This window comes from Burkholderia sp. HI2714 (assembly GCF_002223085.1).
Lineage (GTDB): Bacteria > Pseudomonadota > Gammaproteobacteria > Burkholderiales > Burkholderiaceae > Burkholderia > Burkholderia lata_D.
The window spans coordinates 245,387-262,954 of the sequence record NZ_NKFM01000015.1 but is presented as its reverse complement, the minus strand read 5'-3'; the positions used below and the strand labels follow the sequence as shown (position 1 = coordinate 262,954).

Here is a 17,568-nt window from a genome sequence, read left to right as displayed (position 1 = left end):
GCACACCCCCTGCCCGCTATCCTCCAGCTCATGGAGGAGCATCCTTTGAATCCGATACCCGCATCGCCTGCCCGCCGCCCATTGAACGAATGGCTCGACGGTGCACGCGACACGATCCCGATGATGATCGGCGCCGCCCCGTTCGGCGTGATTTTCGGCACGCTCGTGGGCGGCGGCCCGCTCGCCGCATGGCATGGCGCGCTGATGTCGCTCGCCGTGTTCGCGGGCTCCGCGCAGTTCATCGCGCTCGGCCTGATCGCGGGCAGCGCGAGCTTCGTCGTCGTGCTCGCGACCACGCTGATCGTGAACCTGCGTCACCTGCTGTACAGCGCGACGCTCGCGCCCTACGTCGCACACCTGCCGCTGCGCTGGCGTGCGACGCTCGGCGCACTGATGACCGACGAGGTGTTCGCGGTCGCCTATGCGCACTACCGGCATTTCCCGCCGGGCGCGATCGGCCCCCACTACTTCTTCGGCTCGGGGCTCGCGATGTACCTGAACTGGCAGGTCTGGACGCTCGCGGGCATCGGCTTCGGCGCGGCATTCCCGGGCCTGCAGTCGCTTGGCCTCGACTTCGCGATGGCGGCGACCTTCATCGCGATCGTCGTCCCGCAACTCGGCACGCTGCGCTATTTCGCGGCAGCCGTGACGGCCGGCACGCTCGCGTACTTCTGGCAGGGCTGGCCGTACAAGCTCGGGCTGCTCGGCGCGGTCGCGGCCGGCGTCGCGATCGGTGTCGCGCTCACGTTGCTGCACGAACGCACGCGCGCCGGCTCGCGCACGGAGGCTGCATCGTGAGCTACGCGCTGCTGATTCTCGGGATGGCCGTCATCACGTACGCGATTCGCTCGACGCTGTTCCTGTTCGGCGAACGGCTGACCTTCCCGCCGCTCGTGCGGACCGCGCTCGGCTTCGTGCCCGTCACCGTGCTGACCGCGATCATCGTGCCGATGGCCGTCTCGCCGCACGGCGGCGCGGCCGAGCTGACCTGGCGCAATCCACAGCTCGTCGGCGCGCTCGCCGCCGTGCTCGTGTCGGCCGCCACCCGCCGCCCGCTCGTGACGATCGCGGCAGGGCTCGCGGTGTTCTTTTTCTGGCAAGGGGTCGTGCTGCCCCACTGGCTGCCCGCCTGAGCAAACGCTCGGTCACGCGCGCTCAAGTTTCCGCCCGGCACGCCGATATAGGGAATGAATACCCGCCACCGGCCTCGGCGCGCACCGGTCAGTCGACGCTGCGCCCGTCCCGGTGCGCCGTGCCGGCCGCCGGCTGGCACGGGCCGCCATCGAGACGATTCATGGGCCAGATCACCCTTTCCCTCAAGGACGACACGCTCGAGTCCCTGCGCAAGGACTACGACGCGTTCGTCCGCGTGTCGCTGAAACTCGACCCGCAGTTCGCGACGCCGTCGTTCGAGGATTTCCTGCGCGCCAAGCTGCTCGACAACATGGTGCCGCTGACCGAACACGCGGTGCAGCGGATGCTGCAGGGCGGTCAGTACGCGTGGGCAAAACGCACGCTCGACAAGGAATTTCCGGACGTCGTCGCGATCCTGATGCGACAGGCCGGCGAATTCGGCTTCGGCTTCGCGTCGCGCTCCGAATGGACCCCCGACGAACTCGCGAAGGCTTGCCGCGACTGGGCGAAAGCGATCGTCGCCGAAGCGCAGGGCGACCCGTCGCTGATCGATCCGCTCGCCTCGCAGATCAAGGGGGCGGCGCAAGACATCCAGACGCTCGAGGAACTGATGCAGACGCCTGCGTGGCGGCTCGCGGAATCGCTGCGACAACGGGTCTACGAGGCCAAGCTCGCGTGCGAGATGAGCGTCGGCAGCACCGCGCGCGACAAGCTCGGCGAACTGCGCGGGCTGCTGCGGCTCGGGCTCGCGCACGGCTCGTTCCAGAAGCAGGAAGCGCAGCAGATCATGGAGTACCTGCGGCTGCTGAAGCCGGAGATCTTCGTCGAGGAACCGTACGACGTCTTCGCCCGGCTCGCCGCATGGCTGCGCAGCGTATTCACCCCGACGGCCGCGCGGCCGGCGCAGGGTCAGCAGGGCCAAGGGCAAAGCCAACGGCGGTCCTAACGGCGCGCCCCGATCGCATCGACAGATGAAAGCGGCCCGATTCGCGCCACGCGAACCGGGCCGTCGGAGGGCCACCGTCGCGACGCGCCGTCGAGGACGAGCGTCGCGCGGCGCCGGCCACCGCTTACTGCGTGGCGCCCTGGGCCGATGCACCGCCTTCCGCGCCGACCGACGCACCGCCTTCGGTCGCTTCGCCAGCCTTCGCCTTGGCCGAGCCGACATGGCTCTTGGCCGACTTCGCGGCATGCTTCGTGTGCTTCTTGGCCGAGTGGACGGCCGACGACGCCGACTCCTTCGCGCCATCGGCTGCCGCGCCGACTGCATCGGTTGCACCGCCTGCCGCATTGCCCGACGCGTTCGCGCCCGCGCCACCCTGCATGCCGGCACCGGCACCTGCCGCCGGCGTCTGCGCCTGTACGCCGGCACCGGCTGCGCCCTGCACCGCGGTGCCCGTCTGGGCAAATGCGGCCGAAGTGGCGAACGCCGTCAACGCGGCACCGATCAGCATCGTACGAATCTTGGACATGGCAATTCTCCTCAGGAAGTTGTGAGCCCGAACCGCAGCGATGCGGTCCGTTGCGTCCCCCGCCGCAACACGCAGCAGGTACGACAGAAGACCCGCGGCCCGCGCGGCCGGTTCTCGAATCTCTCAGACTGTTACCCACCGTTTCATTTGCTGACGAATGGCTCACACTCCCTAACAACTGCGGGCGGCGGCCGGCCGCGCTCGCGCGCCGGCCCGCGGTGCCGTATGATGCGAGGCGATTCCTCCCGCGCTTTGCGCACCTTCTTCGTCATGCCCAATCTGGATTTCACGCTGACCGGCGAATACGTCGAGCTGCACAACCTTCTCAAGATCACCGGCCTCGCGGACAGCGGCGGCACCGCGAAGCTGATCGTCGCGTCCGGCGCGGTGAAAGTCGACGGCGCGGTCGAGCTGCGCAAGACCTGCAAGATCCGCGCGGGCCAGGTCGTCCTGCTCGGCGACACGCGCATTGCCGTGCGCGAAGCCTAGGGCCGACGGTTCCCCCTGCCTGCGACATGGCCATCGGCGCGCGCGTTCGACACCGTTCGAATAAAGCCGTAAGCTAACCGTCTCTCAAAATAAATACATATAGCGCGGGCCCGCACCCGCGCGAGCGCCCATTCCATGTCGCATTCCGGTCTTACGCGGACGGCCGCCGCGCCGCCGTCCCTGTCCAGTCATGCCGCCGATACCGCGCGCCTCGCCGCGCCGCTCGCGATCGCGCAGCTCTCGCAGATGGCGATGAGCGTCACCGACACGGTGCTGCTCGGCTCGCTCGGCCCCGATTCGCTCGCAGCGGGCGGGCTCGGCGCGAACTTCTTCTTCGTCATCGTGACCGTGCTGCAAGGCGTGCTGTCGTCGGTCAGCGTCAGCGTCGCGCACGCGCGCGGCGCGAAGGCCGACGAGCGCGTCCCGCACATCTACTGGACCGGCTTCGCGCTGTCCGTGCTGCTCGCGATTCCGGCGATCATCGCGCTGTCGCTGTCCGAACCGATCCTGCTGATGTTCCACGAGCCGCCGCTGCTCGCGCATCACGTCGGCGAATACACCGGTATCCTGCGTTTCGCCGCGCTCGGCAGCCTGATCGGCGTCGGGCTGATGCGTGCATTCCTGCCGGCGATCGGCGCGGCGCGCCGGCTGCTGTGGGTATCGATCGGCGGTGTCGGTGTCAACGGTGTGCTGAACTACGGGCTGATCCACGGCGCGTTCGGGCTGCCGCGCCTCGGCTTCCTCGGTTCGGCCGTCGCAACGACGATCACGATCTGGCTCACCGCATTCGCCCTGATCTGGCTGCTCCACGGCCGGCAACGCTTCCGCCATTTCGTCACGGCCGCACGCCCGAAGCTGCCGATGATGGGCGAACTGATCGGTATCGGCTGGCCCGTGGCGATCACATACGGAGTCGAGTCGACGCTGTTCCTCGCCACCGGCCTGACGGTCGGCGTGCTCGGCGCGACGTCGCTGGCCGCCCACCAGATCGCGCTGAACGTCGCGTCGGTGGCGTTCATGGTGCCGCTCGCGATCGGCCAGGCCGCCAACGTGCGGGTCGGTTACTGGGTCGGCGCAGGGGCGCCCGTCGCCGCGCGGCATGCCGGCTTCGTCGCACTCGGCCTCGGTGTCGCGTTCATGACGCTGTCGGGCATCGTGCTGATCGTCGCGCCGCATGCGATCGTCGGCCTGTACCTGAACCTCGACGATCCGGCCAACGCGGCCACCGTGTCGCTCGCCGCGTCGCTGCTCGGCATCGCCGCGGTGTTCCAGATCGTCGACGGTGCGCAGACCGTCGGGTCGGGTGCGCTGCGCGGCCTGAAGGACACGCGCATCCCGATGCTCGCGGCGACCCTCGGCTACTGGGGCATCGGCTTTCCGACCGGCTACTGGTTCGCGTTCCACGTGGGCCTCGGCGCCCGCGGCCTCTGGTGGGGCCTCGCGGCCGGCCTCGCCAGCGTGGCCGTGCTGATGGCGTGGCGCTTCCATCTGAAGAGCGCGTCGCTCGTGACGTCACCGCACTAAGCGCGACAAGACGCGAATTCCGGGCCGGCGCTATGCTAGTCGGTTGAAGACCTCGAGACGCCGCGCAAGCGGCGCGACTGCCTCACGATACGTCTGATTACGTCTGATGCCGCGCGACCACGCGCGGCCTTTCCCCTTTTCTGGAGGAGTGGATCATGAACGAAGCAGTTCGGATGGAACGCGATACGTTCGGCGAGATCGCCGTGCCGGCCGACCGGCTCTGGGGCGCGCAGACCGAGCGCTCGCTGCAGAATTTCCGGATCTCGACCGAGAAGCAGTCGCCCGAGCTGATCCACGCGCTCGCGATCGTCAAGCGCGCCGCGGCGGCCGTGAACCAGTCGCTCGGCGTACTGGCCGACGACAAGGCGCGCGCGATCATCGAAGCGGCCGACGAGATCATCGCCGGCAAGCATCCGCGCGAATTCCCGCTCGCCGTGTGGCAGACGGGCTCCGGCACGCAGACCAACATGAACCTCAACGAGGTGATCGCGAATCGCGCGAGCGAACTGATGGGCGGCGAGCGCGGCGAAGCGCGCAAGGTTCATCCGAACGACGACGTGAACCGCGGCCAGTCGTCGAACGACGTCTTCCCCACCGCGATGCACGTCGCGGCCGCGTACGCGATCGTCAACCACCTGCTGCCGGCGCTGCGCACGCTGCGCACGACGCTCCATGCGAAGTCGAAGGCGTTCGCCGACATCGTGAAGATCGGCCGCACGCACTTGCAGGACGCAACGCCGCTCACGCTTGGCCAGGAGTTTTCCGGCTACGTTGCGCAGCTCGACCAGGGCATCCGTCACGTCGAATCGGCGCTGCCGCACCTGTACGAACTCGCGCTCGGCGGCACCGCGGTCGGCACGGGGCTGAACGCGCATCCGGAGTTCGCGGTGCGCGTCGCCGATGAAATCGGCCGGCTCGCGAAGCTGCCGTTCGTGACGGCGCCGAGCAAGTTCGAGGTAATGGCGGCCGCCGACGCGCTGGTGTTCGCACACGGCGCGCTGAAGACGGTCGCGGCCGGCCTGATGAAGATCGCGAACGATGTCCGCTGGCTCGCGAGCGGGCCGCGCTGCGGGCTCGGCGAACTGTCGATTCCGGAAAACGAGCCGGGCAGTTCGATCATGCCGGGCAAGGTGAACCCGACGCAGTCCGAAGCCGTGACGATGCTGTGCTGCCAGGTGTTCGGCAACGACGTCGCGGTCAACGTGGGCGGCGCGAGCGGCAATTTCGAGCTGAACGTGTTCCGGCCGATGATCGCGCACAACGTGCTGCAGTCGGTGCGGCTGCTCGCCGACGGCGCGCAGAGCTTCAACGACCACTGCGCGGTGGGCATCGAGCCGAACCGCTCGCGGATCGACCTGCTGCTGAACGAATCGCTGATGCTCGTGACGGCGCTCAATCCGCACATCGGCTACGACAAGTCGGCGCAGATCGCGAAAAAGGCGCACAAGGAAGGCACGACGCTGAAGGCGGCCGCGCTCGCGCTCGGCTACCTGACCGAGGCGGATTTCGATGCATGGGTGCGTCCCGAGCAGATGATCGGGGCGCAGTAACGGCAGGAAGAGGCAGGATGACGGGCGCGGCGCGATGCGGCGCCCGCAGCGGTCAGACCGCGCCCTTCGCGACCTCTTCCGGTTTCATCTCGACGATCTTGTCGAGCGCGGCCCGCACGTCGGCCGCATATTTCGCGAGCACCTTCTGCTCGTCGGTCTCGGGCACGAACGGCGGCACCGGCACCGGGTTGCCGTTCTCGTCGACCGCGACGAACACGACGAGGCAATCGGTCGTCTGGCGCAGCATGCCGCCTTTCGGATCGCCGGCATGCACGGACACATGGATGTGCATGCTGGTGCGGCCCGTCGCGACGACGCGCGCCTTCAGCTCGACCAGATTGCCGACCATGATCGGACGCTGGAAACGGATGTTGCCGACGCTGACCGTCACGCAATAGCGGCTCGACCAGACGGCCGCGCACGCATACGCGACCTCGTCGATCCACTTCATCAGCGCGCCGCCATGCACCTTGCCGCCGAAGTTCACGGACGACGGCTCGGCGAGGAAGCGGAATACGGTTTCGGTGCGGTCGAGGGCGGCCGGTACGGGGGACGGTTGGGACATCTTGGTGGCTCCAGGCGGCAGGGGCGCTGTAATCGAGCCATTATACGTTGCGCTGCGGCAACGCGTCGCGGGGCGCCCCGTGTGGCGCGGCTGCCGGGGATTGGCCCGGCGCGCGCACGGCACCGGTCAGCGGCGCACCGTGATGCCCTGATCGATCGTTCCGTACATCTCGATGCTGCCGCCGCGCTCGCCGGACGCGCCCGCACCGCCCTGCGCACAGGCCGCGCAGACGAGCGCGGCCGCCAGCAAACAGAAAATCGTCTTCATCGTTGCATCGTGTCACGTGCGGCCGCCCGCTGCAGCCGCTTTCGGCCATTCTACGCGCGCCCCGCAAGCGGCCGCAGCCCGGTTCCGCCGCATCGACGACGCCCGCGACAGTGCATCCGACATTTCAGCCCAAAGCGAAACATCGAATGCGCGCGCCCACTACACTGAAGATCATCCCGCCTGACGAGACACGACGATGACCGACCAAGACGACCACCACTTTCCGGGCCTGAGCCGCATCGGCTCGCTGATCGCCGACCCGGGGCGCGCCGCGATGCTGTGGGTGCTGATGGACGGCAGCGCACGACCGGCAGGCGAGCTGACGATGATCGCGGGGCTGTCGCCGTCCGCTGCAAGCGCCCACCTCGCGCGCTTGACCGAGGGCGGCCTGCTCGCGCTCGACGTGCGCGGCCGGCACCGCTACTACCGGATTGCATCGGCCGACATCGCGGCGTCGCTCGAGGCGCTCGCGAACGTCGCGCGTGCAGCCGCGCCGTATCGCCCGGTTCCGGCGCCGTCCCGCACGGTCCCGGCCGAATTGCGCTATGCGCGCACCTGCTACGACCACATGGCCGGCGAACTCGCGGTGCGTATCTTCGACGGGCTCACCGCGCGCGGCTGGCTGCTTGCCGACGGCGATGCGATCGAAACCACCGAGCTCGGCACCCGGGCGCTCGCGCAATGGGGCATCGACGTCGCGCAGCAACGCACGCGCCGGCGCCGCTTCGCATGCGGCTGCCTCGACTGGAGCGAACGGCGCTCGCATCTCGGCGGCGCACTCGGTGCGGCGCTGCTCGAGAGCTTCTGCGCGCACGGCTGGATCGAGCGCGCCGCACGGCCGCGTGTGCTGCGCGTCACGGTGCCCGGACAGCAGGTTTTCGACGGGTGGCTTACGTCCGCTTGACGCCTGGATTGCGTCTGCACGACAACGGCGCGCGATCGACAGGTTTTGTTACATCGCGAGCCATTCGACTTACAAAACACCGAGCATTGAAACAGGCCGAGCGGATATTGTGAACTCAACGGCACGAATCGACGCGCCGCGATAATGACGAAGACGCTCACCATGGCCACCCTGTTCACGCTCAAGCGAACCGCTCGCTGCACGCTGGTCGCGTTCGCCGCGCTTGCGGCACTGCCCCCCGCATTCGCGCAATCGGCCGGCGCCCCGCCCTATGCGGCGGCGGCACGGCAACCGGGCGGCGATCCACCCGGCCGTGTCGCGCGGCTCAATTACCTGTCGGGCGCCGTGACGACCGAACCGGCCGGCACCGATACGTGGTCGTATGCCGCCGTGAACCGGCCGCTGACGACCGGCGACCAGCTCTGGAACGATGCCGGTGCGCGCTCGGAACTGCACATCGGCTCGACCGCGGTGCGGCTCGGTGAATCGACGAGTGTGTCGGTACTGAACCTCGACGACACGACGACCCAGCTGAAAGTGGGGCTCGGCACCGTATCGACGCACGTGCGCGACCTGTCGGCCGGCGGATCGTACGAAATCGACACGCCTAACCTCGCGCTCGGCATCACGGGCCCCGGCGACTATCGCGTCGACGTCGCGCCGAACGGCACGAGCACGACGGTCACGGTGCGCAGCGGCAGTGCGACCGTCTACGGCAGCAATGGCCAGTACCCGCTGTCGCCCGGGCAGCAGGTCGTGTTCACGGGCACCGACCTGCAGGTCGCCCAGCAATCCGCCGCCCCGGGCCCCGATCCGCTCGACCAGTGGGCCGCCAGCCGCGACGCGGCCGAGGAGCGCTCGGTGTCGGCTCGCTACGTGTCCCGCGACATGCCCGGCTACCAGGATCTCGACGCGAACGGCACATGGCGCGAAACGCCGAATTACGGCCAGGTATGGGTGCCGAACGACACGCCGGCCGACTGGGCGCCGTATCACGACGGCCACTGGATCTGGCAGGCACCGTGGGGCTGGACGTGGGTCGACGACGCGCCCTGGGGTTTCGCGCCGTATCACTACGGCCGCTGGGCATACGTGGACGATAGCTGGGCCTGGGTACCGGGCCCGCTGGTCGTCAGCCAGCCGCCGGTCTATGCGCCGGCACTCGTCGCGTTCGTGGGCGGGGGCGGCGGCCCCGACTGGAGCGTCGCGCTCACGGTGGGCGGCGTCGCCGCGGCCGGCTGCGCGTGGTTCGCGCTCGGCCCGGGCGAATCGTGGCATCCGGGGTGGGGCGGCTGGAGCCCGCACTACTACGACCGTGTGAACCGCAACATCGTGGTGAACAACGTCAACGTGAACAAGACCGTGAACGTGACGAACATCACCAATATCACCAACATCAACAAGACGTACGTGAACTTCCGCGCGCCGCATGCGATCACGGCCGTACCGGCCTCCGCGTTCGTGCACGGCCAGCCGGTCGCGCATTTCTCGCAGCACGTCGATCCGCAACAATGGCGCAACACGCAAGTCACGCCGGGGACACCGGGCATTGCGCCGGTGCGCCAGAGCTTCACGGGCGGGCTGCGCAATGCGAGCTACCGTCCGCCTGCAGCGATTGCCCAGCATCCGTACGTCGCGACGCGCAATCCCGCCGTGCCGGCCGCGTATCTCGACCACGCGGCGGCCCATCTCGCGCAGCAAGGCGGACGCGTACCGGGTGCCGGCGCACCTGTCGTGAAGACGAACGTGCCGGCCGACTATACGGCTCGCCCGGTCCGCGTTCCGGGCAAGCCGGACGGCGGCGCATGGGCGATGCACAACGTGCAGCTCGTGAATCCGCACGGCCCCGTCGTGCAACCGGCTCGCGCGCCTCGCGAAGGCCAGCCGGCCGCCGTGCAGGCCGGGCGGCCGGGCACACCGATACCGGGCACACCGACACCGGGCACGCCGAATGTCGCGCGGCCGGCGAACGGCGAAACCCCCAACGCACCGCGTTTCGCCAACGGCGGCATGCCGCAGGCGCCCGGCAACCCGGTGCCGCATCAGGCATTCGGGCCCGGCAACGGCGTCCCGCATCCGCCGGTCGCGAACAACGGTCCGGCGGGCATCGGCAATGCACATGCGGCCGAGACGCCGTCACCCGCGTGGATGCAGCCGCACACACCGATGGAACGTCAACGCCCTGCTCCGCCGACCGCACTCCACGCGGCGGGACAGAATGCGCTGCCGCCCGTGCGCAGCGCGGCGGTGCCACATCCGGAAGGCGTGCCGACGCCGCAGGGCGCGCAGCCCGGCAGCCGGAACGAAGCGCCGCGCGCCCTGCCGCAACCGCGGCTCGACAGCACCGCGCAGATTCCGCAGCCGCGTCCGCGCCCCGATTTCCAGTCGCCGGCCCAGCATGGGCAATCGCAACCGGAACGGGCGGCACCTGCGCCGCAACCGCACCCCGAATTCGCACAACCGGCGCCGCATCGCGAAGTCGCGCCGCCCCGTGTGAACGAGTACCGTCCGCCGGCCCCCGCCGTGCCTGACATGCCGCGCCCGCAACCACAGGCGCCGCGCATGGAGCCGCGGCCACAGCCCGCGCCGCGTATGGAGCCGCGACCGCAGCCGGCGCCACGCATGGAACCGCGCCCGTCGATGCCCGCACCGCGCATGGAACCGCGGCCGCAACCGGCACCGCACGTCGAGGCGCCCCACCCGAGCAACCCGCCGCCGCAAGGCGGTCACGAAGAGCGGCATCGCCAGTAAGCGCCGCAAACGTGAAACAAAATGGCCCGACCGGGATCAGCCGGTCGGGCCATTTTTCTACGGGCGCGGCTCGATGCATCCGCGCGCCCCGGCTTGCTCGATCAGACCGCCATCGGCGCGGTCAGCGGCTCATGGTGGCGGTAGCCGACGAGCGAGAAATCGGACGGCTCGATCTGTTCCAGCCACTCGGGCGCGTAGACGCCCGTCTTCGCGTATTCCGGCACGCGCTCGGCAATCTCGAGCCGCGGGCTCTCGTAAGGCTCGCGCGTGAGCTGGCGCTGCAGCATGTCGAGCTGGTTCTCGTAGATGTGCGCGTCGCCGATGAAGTACGTGAACCAGCGCGGCGTGTAGCCCGTCAGCCGGCCAACGAGTTCCAGCAGTGCGGCCCCTTCCGTCAGGTTGAACGGCGTGCCGAGGCCGACGTCGTTGCTGCGGATGTACAGGCACAGCGAGATTTCGCACTTCGTCGCATTCGGCAGGAACTGGTACAGCAGGTGGCACGCGGGCAGCGCGATCTGGTCGAGCACGGCCGGATTCCACGCGTGAAACAGGATGCGACGGTCGGACGGATTCTCCATGATCGTGTCCAAGCACTGGCGCAACTGGTCGATCGCCTTGTACAGCAGCACCTTCGGCGCGCCGTCTTCGTCGAAACGCGTGACGATCCGGAAGCCGCGGCGCGTCGCATCGGCGATCTGCGCGTCGGCGCCCGCGTCGAGCACCTTGTAGCCCGGCCACTGGCGCCATTGCACGCCGTACACGTCGCCGAGATCGTCGACGCCCTGGCGATACGGGTTCGCGAGCCATTGCGCGTTCTCGTTCGCATTCGCATCCCACACCTTGCAGCCGAGCGCGCGGAAATCGGCCGCGCTGCGCGTCGCGCGCAGGAAGCCGACCAGTTCGCCGATCGCCGACTTGAATGCCAGCTTCTTGGTCGTCACGGCCGGGAAGCCTTGCTGCAGGTCGAAGCGCAGCATCGCGCCCGGCATGCTGATGGTGCGGATCCCCGTGCGGTTCTCCTGCCAGGTGCCGGTATCGAGAATGGTACGAACGAGATCGAGATACTGTTTCATGCGGGTTCCTTCGGCCGCGAGGGCGGCCGTACCCGCCAATTTTAGCAAGCGTGGCGAGGCAGCTCCGGCGACGGCGCTGAAAACCCTGCCAGCGTGTCGCCGCGATCGCGCATGCCGTGTGCGCACATCAGCCGGTAGAGCGTGACGCGCGACACGCCGAGTTCGCGCGCCGCATCCGCGAAACGGCCGCGATGGCGCAACAGCGCCTGCTCGATCGCCTGCCGTTCGGCCGCCTCGCGCGCCTCCAGCAGCGATACGGGCGCGAGCGTCGCGAAGTCGTTCAGCTCGAGATCGGCTGCGGTGATCATCCGGCCTTCCGACATGACGATCGCGCGGCGCACGCGATTGATCAGCTCGCGCACGTTGCCCGGCCACGAATAGCCGTACAGCGACGCGACCGCGTCAGGGGAAAAGCCGCGCAGGCGACGATGCGCGTCGCCCTTGAAACGCTCGAGCATGTGGCGCGCGAGCACCTCGATGTCCTTGCCGCGCGCGCGCAGCGGCGGCTCCTCGATCTTCAGCACGCACAGGCGATGGAACAGGTCCTCGCGGAACCGCCCTTCGCGCAGCGCCGCTTCCATGTCCACATGCGTCGCGCAAATCACGCGCACGTCGACGGGCACCGACACGTGCGCACCCAACCGCTCGATCTTGCCTTCCTGCAGGAAGCGCAGCAGGCTCGCCTGGCTTTCGAGAGGCAAGTCGCCGATCTCGTCGAGAAACAGCGTGCCGCCGTTGGCGGCCTCGACGCGGCCGATCTTGCGCTGGTTCGCGCCGGTGAACGCGCCGCGCTCATAGCCGAACAGTTCGGCCTGCAACAGCGTCGACGGAATCGCACCGCAATTGATCGCGATGAAAGGCGCCTGCGCGCGCGACGAACGTTCGTGAATCGCGACCGCCGTCAGTTCCTTGCCCGTACCCGATTCGCCGGAGATGAATACCGGCGCGTCGGTCGCCGCGACGCGGCGTATCGTCCTGAAGAGCCCGAGCATCGCATCACAGGTCCCGACCATTTCGCCTTCGCTGCGTCCGGCACCGACGGGCGGCGCAACGGTTTCCGTCAGCGCGATCATTCCGTGTGCATGGCCGACGGTCTCGACGATCCGCGCCGTCTCGTACGGCATCGTCACGTAGTCGAAACAGTAGTCGCGAATGAGATGGCGCAGCGTAGCGTCCTGCAACTGGCCGCGGCGCGTCGCCGCGATCCAGCCGATGTGCTGAATGCTCAGACAGGATTCGAGTTCGCGCAGGTCGGAAGGCTTGAAGCCCGGCGAAAAATCGAGCAGCCCGGCCGTTGCGATACCATGCTGCACGACGCGTCGTACGTCTCGCACGGTCTCCGCGAGATCGACACGCCAACCGCATTCGTCGAAATGGCCGCGCAACGCGTCGTTCGGTTCGCGCGAATAGTAGACCACGTGCCGCTGATCGGCGCCCATATGCTCACCCCGTTCATCAACCGTCTAACGATTGCCGCGCACGCCACGTCGCGTGCGAAAAGGATCGAATCGGTCAGCCGAAGGCGGCTCGATTCGCCATGCCGATGCGTGGCGACGACAAAGCCTCGCATGATGGCGCTTATCTCGCGTCCAGTTATTTTGATCAAGACAGCTTAGTTGTAGGCACTGAATACGACAATCCGGTTTCAGCGCGGTGGGCGATGCGGCCGTATCGCTCAGGAGGTCGATGCATGTCAATCGTCTGCACATAGCCCCCGGCGCAGCGATCGCTCTGTCATCAACACTTGCGACGATTTTCATCCTTGAAGCGTGTCGATTGAATCCGCAGTATTCCCGAGCCCCCTCGTTTCAGGCCTGAAACATTTTCAGCCGTTTTCCGACGCGATTCGCAACGCTTGAGCGCGAATCGCAGTCTCGACAACGGTCCCGGCGCGATGGCATGCATTTCGCTGAACATGGAAACCGTCGGAGACAGCGACCATGCGAAAACATCTTTTACTTTCTTTCGTGTCGGTGACCATTGCGGTCGCGGCCGCCGGCCCGCCCGCACGCGCAGACGAAGGCACGAATCCGGATCGCGCCATGCTGCTTGCGGCAAACGCGCCGGGCATGCAACACGGCAACGGGCTCGGCATCGTGACCGTGTCGTCACCGCAACCGCTGCCGGCCGGCAGGACGTCGGTGACCCTGTGGGACGAGATCCCGCCACCGCCTCAATTGCCGATGCCACTTCCCGCACCGCATCCGGGCGACTGGCAGCACGCGATGGAAGGCACCACGCAAGGCAGTACGCATCAGTGATGCACGCGTCGATCCATTTGATCAGGACGCCGTATTGATTTGAGCGAGCCGGCCAGCATCGACCCGATGCCGGTATCGTCACGCTCGCAACACAATGCGGTTTTTGTGCTCCGTCCCCCGGCGGGCACTCTTTTTATTCATTCCGTCGCCGCGACGCCTTGCCTCGGGCGTCGCGGCGCGCATTGCAGAAAGGCGGATGCGCGCCCCCGGAACCGGCGCGTGCCGCCGTTCCGGTAAAATCGGCGCCATTCCGGTTTTCCTTTCCCCGACCTTCATGACGACGTTGACCCTGATCGTCGCGCGTGCCCGCAACGGCATCATCGGCCGCGACAACCAATTGCCCTGGAAACTTCCCGAGGATCTGGCCTTCTTCAAGCGCACGACGATGGGCGCACCGATCGTGATGGGCCGCAAGACCCACGAGTCGATCGGCCGGCCGCTGCCGGGCCGCCGCAATATCGTGGTCACGCGCGACGCGACGCGACGCTTCGACGGCTGCGACACGGTCACGTCGCTCGCCGATGCGCTCGCGCTCGCCGCACGCGACGGCGCGCCCGAGGCGTTCCTGATCGGCGGCGCGCAACTCTACACCGAAGGGCTCGCACTCGCCGACAAGCTGGTCGTCACCGAGATCGATGCCGACTTCGAAGGTGACGCCTCGTTCCCGGCACCCGACGCCGCGCAGTGGCAGGAAGTGTCGCGCGATGCGCACCAGGCGGCCGCGCCGAATACGTTCGGCTATGCGTTCGTCGTCTACGAGCGCAAGCGCGGCTGACGCGTCACGCACCATGAAAAAAGCCCGACCGGCTCGCGCCGGTCGGGCTTTTTCGTTGGATGGCGGCCGATGCCGCGCGCCGCTTACTGCCCGGCGATCGTCATCTGCTCGATCAGCACCGAGCCCGTTTCCTTCGTGCCGCGCACGATCGAATCGGCACCGATCGCGACGATATGCCGGAACATTTCCTGCAGCGTGCTCGCGACGGTGATTTCCTCGACCGGATACTGGATCACGCCGTTCTCGACCCAGAAGCCCGCCGCACCGCGCGAATAGTCACCCGTCACGTAGTTCACGCCCTGCCCCATCAGCTCGGTCAGCAACAGGCCCGTGCCGAGCTTCTTCAGCATCGCGTCGAAATCGTCGCCCGCCTGCGTGTTCGAGCTGCGCAGCGCGAGGTTGTGCGAGCCGCCCGCGTTGCCGGTGGTCTGCGTGCCGAGCTTGCGCGCCGAATAGGTCGACAGGAAATAGCCTTCGACGACGCCGTCCTTGACGACGCTGCGCGCACGCGTGCGCACGCCTTCCTCGTCGAACGGCGCGCTGCCCATCGCGCGCGGCACGTGCGGATCCTCGACGACCTGGATATGCGGCGCGAACACCGGCTTGCCGAGGCTGTCGACGAGGAACGATGTCTTGCGGTACAGCGCACCGCCGCTCACCGCCTGCACGAATGCGCCGAGCAGGCCGGCCGCGAGCGGCGCCTCGAACAGCACGGGCACCTTGCGGGTATCGAGGCGGCGCGCGCCCATCCGCGCAAGCGCACGCTCGGCCGCGTAACGGCCCACCGCTTCGGGTGCCGCGAGATCGATCGCACTGCGCTTCGACGAATACCAGTCGTCGCGCTGCATGTGACGGCCGCTGCCCGCGATCGGCGCGCATGCGATGTAATGACGCGAGTACGGGTAGCCGGACAGGAAACCGCGCGACGTAGCCAGCACGAACTGCGAATGCTGGGCCGACACGCTCGCGCCTTCCGAGTTGCGGATCTGCGGGCTGACCGCGAACGCGGCGTCTTCCGCACGGCGGGCAAGTTCGACGGCCTCGTCGGCCGACAGCGCCCACGGGTGGTAGAGGTCGAGGTCACGCGGGTCGGTTTCGAGCAGTTCGGCTTCGGCCAGGCCGGCCGCCTCGTCCTCGGCCGTGAAGCGCGCGATGTTGTACGCGGCGGCGACGGTATCCTTGATCGCGCCCGGCGAGAAATCCGACGTGCTCGCGTTGCCGCGCTTCTTGCCGATGAACACGGTCACGCCGACCATCTTGTCGCGGTTGTGCTCGATCGTTTCGACTTCGCCGCGGCGCACCGACACCGACAGGCCGTCGCCTTCGGAGATTTCGGTCGCGGCGTCCGTCGCGCCGAGCGCCTTCGCATGGCGAAGGATGTCCGAGGCGATTTCTTTGAGCTGGTCCTGCGTGTGCGGGAAATAGCGCGCTTGTACGTCGAGATTGGCTGCCATCGTCTTGGTATCCGGTGGCGGGCGGGCGCCCGCATGTTCAAAATATTACGTATCCCGCGATCATAGCAAGGTCCGGGGCCGGACACCGACAAGCTTGGGGTGTCCGCGGCGCGATACAATGCCGTCCATGACACGCAAAACCCGAATCCAGCCGATCGAGCATGCCGCCGAAGAGGACGACAATGGCTACGATCGCCCCAGCAAATCCCAGTTGAAGCGCGAGATGCACGAGCTGCAGGTGCTCGGCCAGGCACTCGTCGATCTGCCGAAAGACGCGCTGAAACGCATGCCGATGCCCGAAAGCCTCGGCGACGCCGTGCGCGAGGCGCGCCGGATCACCGATCACGAAGGCAAGCGCCGCCAGCTCCAGTACGTCGGCCGCGTGATGCGCTCGCTGACCGACGACGAGACGGCCGCGCTGCGCACCGCGCTCGACGCGCAGCGCGGCGTGAACAAGGCCGCGACGGCCCGCCTGCACTGGATCGAACGCACCCGCGAACAGTTGCTCGCGAGCGACGACGCGCTGACCGAATTCCTGCGCCAGCACCCGGAAGCCGACATCCAGGAAGGCCGCACGCTGATCCGCAACGCACGCAAGGAAGCGCAGCAAGGCAAGCCGCCGCGCTATTTCCGCGAGCTGTTCCAGTGGATCAAGACCGCCGGCGGCACGTCCCATGCGGACGACGAAGCGGCGGATGACGCCGGAGACGACCATGACGACGACGAAGCGTAACCACCCGGACGAGCTCGTCGTCGGCCTCGTGTCGATCAGCGACCGCGCGAGCACGGGGGTCTACGAAGACAAGGGCATTCCGGCGCTGCAGGAGTGGCTCGCCGGCGCGCTGGTGTCGCCGTGGCGCGCCGAAACGCGCCTGATCCAGGACGACGCGCCGACGATCTCCGCCACGCTCGCCGAGCTCGTCGACGTCGCGGGGTGCGACCTCGTGCTGACGACGGGCGGCACGGGCCCGGCGCGCCGCGACGTGACGCCCGAGGCCACGCTGGCCGTGGCGACGAAGGAAATGCCGGGATTCGGCGAACAGATGCGGCAGATCAGCCTGAATTTCGTGCCGACCGCGATCCTGTCGCGGCAGGTCGCGGTGATCCGCGAGACGGCCGACCATGCGGCGCTGATCATCAACCTGCCCGGCCAGCCGAAGTCGATCCGGGAAACGCTCGAAGGGCTACGTGATGCCGACGGCAAGTCGACCGTGCCCGGCATCTTCGCCGCGGTGCCCTACTGCATCGACCTGATCGGCGGCCCTTACATCGAGACCGACGCCGCGGTGGTCGCGGCATTCCGGCCGAAAAGCGCTCAGCGCGCGCCGCGCTAGGCGCGTGCCGGCCCG

At 68.1% G+C, this 17,568-nt stretch carries 18 protein-coding genes; 12 read left to right on the top strand and 6 right to left on the bottom strand.

Annotated elements, in window-relative coordinates:
• The first annotated feature begins 30 nt into the window (after positions 1-30).
• From CFB82_RS05790 to CFB82_RS05780, 3 genes are all read left to right on the top strand, one after another.
• Positions 31-798: an AzlC family ABC transporter permease gene (locus CFB82_RS05790; protein WP_089483568.1), complete on the top strand. Its 768-nt coding sequence runs from the start codon at positions 31-33 to the stop codon at positions 796-798.
• Positions 795-1,133, top strand: a complete 339-nt coding sequence (locus CFB82_RS05785) for an AzlD domain-containing protein (protein WP_069247459.1) — start codon at positions 795-797, stop codon at positions 1,131-1,133. The genes CFB82_RS05790 and CFB82_RS05785 overlap by 4 nt, the downstream gene beginning before the upstream one ends.
• 161 nt (positions 1,134-1,294) lie before the next feature.
• A complete protein-coding gene (locus CFB82_RS05780; protein ID WP_089483567.1) occupies positions 1,295-2,080 on the top strand; it encodes a DUF4088 family protein in 786 nt (261 codons plus the stop codon).
• 124 nt (positions 2,081-2,204) lie between these two features.
• On the opposite strand, the gene CFB82_RS05775 is transcribed toward CFB82_RS05780, so the two are convergent.
• Positions 2,205-2,606, bottom strand: a complete 402-nt coding sequence (locus CFB82_RS05775; protein ID WP_069247457.1) for a hypothetical protein — start codon at positions 2,604-2,606, stop codon at positions 2,205-2,207.
• 270 nt (positions 2,607-2,876) lie between these two features.
• Between CFB82_RS05775 and CFB82_RS05770 the strand changes: the two genes are divergently transcribed.
• The 3 genes from CFB82_RS05770 to fumC all read left to right on the top strand — a co-directional run bounded on the left by CFB82_RS05770 (position 2,877) and on the right by fumC (position 6,169).
• Complete coding sequence (locus tag CFB82_RS05770) at positions 2,877-3,095, top strand: RNA-binding S4 domain-containing protein (protein ID WP_006486208.1); 219 nt, start codon at positions 2,877-2,879, stop codon at positions 3,093-3,095.
• A 135-nt stretch (positions 3,096-3,230) separates the two neighbouring features.
• Entirely contained in the window at positions 3,231-4,619 is a 1,389-nt protein-coding gene (gene norM, locus CFB82_RS05765; RefSeq protein ID WP_089483566.1) for a multidrug efflux MATE transporter NorM, read from the top strand.
• 155 nt (positions 4,620-4,774) lie between these two features.
• On the top strand, positions 4,775-6,169 hold the full coding sequence (gene fumC, locus CFB82_RS05760; RefSeq protein WP_089483565.1) for a class II fumarate hydratase: 1,395 nt from the start codon (positions 4,775-4,777) through the stop codon (positions 6,167-6,169).
• Between the two features lie 52 nt (positions 6,170-6,221).
• Here fumC and CFB82_RS05755 read toward each other — a convergent pair whose 3' ends face one another.
• Together CFB82_RS05755 and CFB82_RS43130 are read right to left on the bottom strand one after the other, a co-directional pair.
• The gene (locus CFB82_RS05755) at positions 6,222-6,734 is read right to left on the bottom strand and encodes an acyl-CoA thioesterase (protein ID WP_039370920.1); all 513 of its coding nucleotides are present in this window, start codon (positions 6,732-6,734) and stop codon (positions 6,222-6,224) included.
• A 126-nt stretch (positions 6,735-6,860) separates the two neighbouring features.
• On the bottom strand, positions 6,861-7,001 hold the full coding sequence (locus CFB82_RS43130) for a hypothetical protein (protein ID WP_164991999.1): 141 nt from the start codon (positions 6,999-7,001) through the stop codon (positions 6,861-6,863).
• A 196-nt stretch (positions 7,002-7,197) separates the two neighbouring features.
• On the opposite strand from CFB82_RS43130, the gene CFB82_RS05745 reads away from it, so the two are divergent.
• Together CFB82_RS05745 and CFB82_RS05740 are read left to right on the top strand one after the other, a co-directional pair.
• Complete coding sequence (locus CFB82_RS05745; protein ID WP_089483564.1) at positions 7,198-7,905, top strand: ArsR/SmtB family transcription factor; 708 nt, start codon at positions 7,198-7,200, stop codon at positions 7,903-7,905.
• A 162-nt stretch (positions 7,906-8,067) separates the two neighbouring features.
• On the top strand, positions 8,068-10,656 hold the full coding sequence (locus tag CFB82_RS05740; RefSeq protein ID WP_089483641.1) for a DUF6600 domain-containing protein: 2,589 nt from the start codon (positions 8,068-8,070) through the stop codon (positions 10,654-10,656).
• A 101-nt stretch (positions 10,657-10,757) separates the two neighbouring features.
• Here CFB82_RS05740 and CFB82_RS05735 read toward each other — a convergent pair whose 3' ends face one another.
• On the bottom strand, positions 10,758-11,729 hold the full coding sequence (locus CFB82_RS05735; protein ID WP_089483563.1) for a thymidylate synthase: 972 nt from the start codon (positions 11,727-11,729) through the stop codon (positions 10,758-10,760).
• A gap of 41 nt (positions 11,730-11,770) precedes the next feature.
• Entirely contained in the window at positions 11,771-13,168 is a 1,398-nt protein-coding gene (locus CFB82_RS05730) for a sigma-54 dependent transcriptional regulator (protein WP_089483562.1), read from the bottom strand.
• 501 nt (positions 13,169-13,669) lie between these two features.
• Here CFB82_RS05730 and CFB82_RS05725 point away from each other — a divergent pair.
• Positions 13,670-13,990 (top strand): hypothetical protein, encoded by a 321-nt coding sequence (locus CFB82_RS05725; protein ID WP_089483561.1) that lies wholly within the window; start codon positions 13,670-13,672, stop codon positions 13,988-13,990.
• A gap of 274 nt (positions 13,991-14,264) precedes the next feature.
• A complete protein-coding gene (locus tag CFB82_RS05720; protein ID WP_089483560.1) occupies positions 14,265-14,765 on the top strand; it encodes a dihydrofolate reductase in 501 nt (166 codons plus the stop codon).
• Positions 14,766-14,848: 83 nt separating this feature from the next.
• Here CFB82_RS05720 and pmbA read toward each other — a convergent pair whose 3' ends face one another.
• Positions 14,849-16,219: a metalloprotease PmbA gene (pmbA, locus tag CFB82_RS05715; protein ID WP_039370934.1), complete on the bottom strand. Its 1,371-nt coding sequence runs from the start codon at positions 16,217-16,219 to the stop codon at positions 14,849-14,851.
• A gap of 127 nt (positions 16,220-16,346) precedes the next feature.
• Here pmbA and yjgA point away from each other — a divergent pair, with 127 nt between their 5' ends.
• On the top strand, positions 16,347-16,952 hold the full coding sequence (gene yjgA, locus CFB82_RS05710; protein WP_272481932.1) for a ribosome biogenesis factor YjgA: 606 nt from the start codon (positions 16,347-16,349) through the stop codon (positions 16,950-16,952).
• On the top strand, positions 16,933-17,553 hold the full coding sequence (gene mog, locus CFB82_RS05705) for a molybdopterin adenylyltransferase (RefSeq protein ID WP_046545213.1): 621 nt from the start codon (positions 16,933-16,935) through the stop codon (positions 17,551-17,553). The genes yjgA and mog overlap by 20 nt, the downstream gene beginning before the upstream one ends.
• Positions 17,554-17,568: the final 15 nt, after the last annotated feature.

Excerpts from the sequence above, each read along its gene's own strand:
- CFB82_RS05790 (WP_089483568.1), top strand. The coding sequence starts at position 31 with ATGGAGGAGCATCCTTTGAATCCGATACCCGCATCGCCTGCCCGCCGC.
- CFB82_RS05780 (WP_089483567.1), top strand. The coding sequence starts at position 1,295 with ATGGGCCAGATCACCCTTTCCCTCAAGGACGACACGCTCGAGTCCCTG.
- CFB82_RS05775 (WP_069247457.1), bottom strand. The coding sequence starts at position 2,606 with ATGTCCAAGATTCGTACGATGCTGATCGGTGCCGCGTTGACGGCGTTC.
- CFB82_RS05770 (WP_006486208.1), top strand. The coding sequence starts at position 2,877 with ATGCCCAATCTGGATTTCACGCTGACCGGCGAATACGTCGAGCTGCAC.
- norM (WP_089483566.1), top strand. The coding sequence starts at position 3,231 with ATGTCGCATTCCGGTCTTACGCGGACGGCCGCCGCGCCGCCGTCCCTG.
- fumC (WP_089483565.1), top strand. The coding sequence starts at position 4,775 with ATGAACGAAGCAGTTCGGATGGAACGCGATACGTTCGGCGAGATCGCC.
- CFB82_RS05755 (WP_039370920.1), bottom strand. The coding sequence starts at position 6,734 with ATGTCCCAACCGTCCCCCGTACCGGCCGCCCTCGACCGCACCGAAACC.
- CFB82_RS43130 (WP_164991999.1), bottom strand. The coding sequence starts at position 7,001 with ATGAAGACGATTTTCTGTTTGCTGGCGGCCGCGCTCGTCTGCGCGGCC.
- CFB82_RS05745 (WP_089483564.1), top strand. The coding sequence starts at position 7,198 with ATGACCGACCAAGACGACCACCACTTTCCGGGCCTGAGCCGCATCGGC.
- CFB82_RS05740 (WP_089483641.1), top strand. The coding sequence starts at position 8,068 with ATGGCCACCCTGTTCACGCTCAAGCGAACCGCTCGCTGCACGCTGGTC.
- CFB82_RS05735 (WP_089483563.1), bottom strand. The coding sequence starts at position 11,729 with ATGAAACAGTATCTCGATCTCGTTCGTACCATTCTCGATACCGGCACC.
- CFB82_RS05730 (WP_089483562.1), bottom strand. The coding sequence starts at position 13,168 with ATGGGCGCCGATCAGCGGCACGTGGTCTACTATTCGCGCGAACCGAAC.
- CFB82_RS05725 (WP_089483561.1), top strand. The coding sequence starts at position 13,670 with ATGCGAAAACATCTTTTACTTTCTTTCGTGTCGGTGACCATTGCGGTC.
- CFB82_RS05720 (WP_089483560.1), top strand. The coding sequence starts at position 14,265 with ATGACGACGTTGACCCTGATCGTCGCGCGTGCCCGCAACGGCATCATC.
- pmbA (WP_039370934.1), bottom strand. The coding sequence starts at position 16,219 with ATGGCAGCCAATCTCGACGTACAAGCGCGCTATTTCCCGCACACGCAG.
- yjgA (WP_272481932.1), top strand. The coding sequence starts at position 16,347 with ATGACACGCAAAACCCGAATCCAGCCGATCGAGCATGCCGCCGAAGAG.
- mog (WP_046545213.1), top strand. The coding sequence starts at position 16,933 with ATGACGACGACGAAGCGTAACCACCCGGACGAGCTCGTCGTCGGCCTC.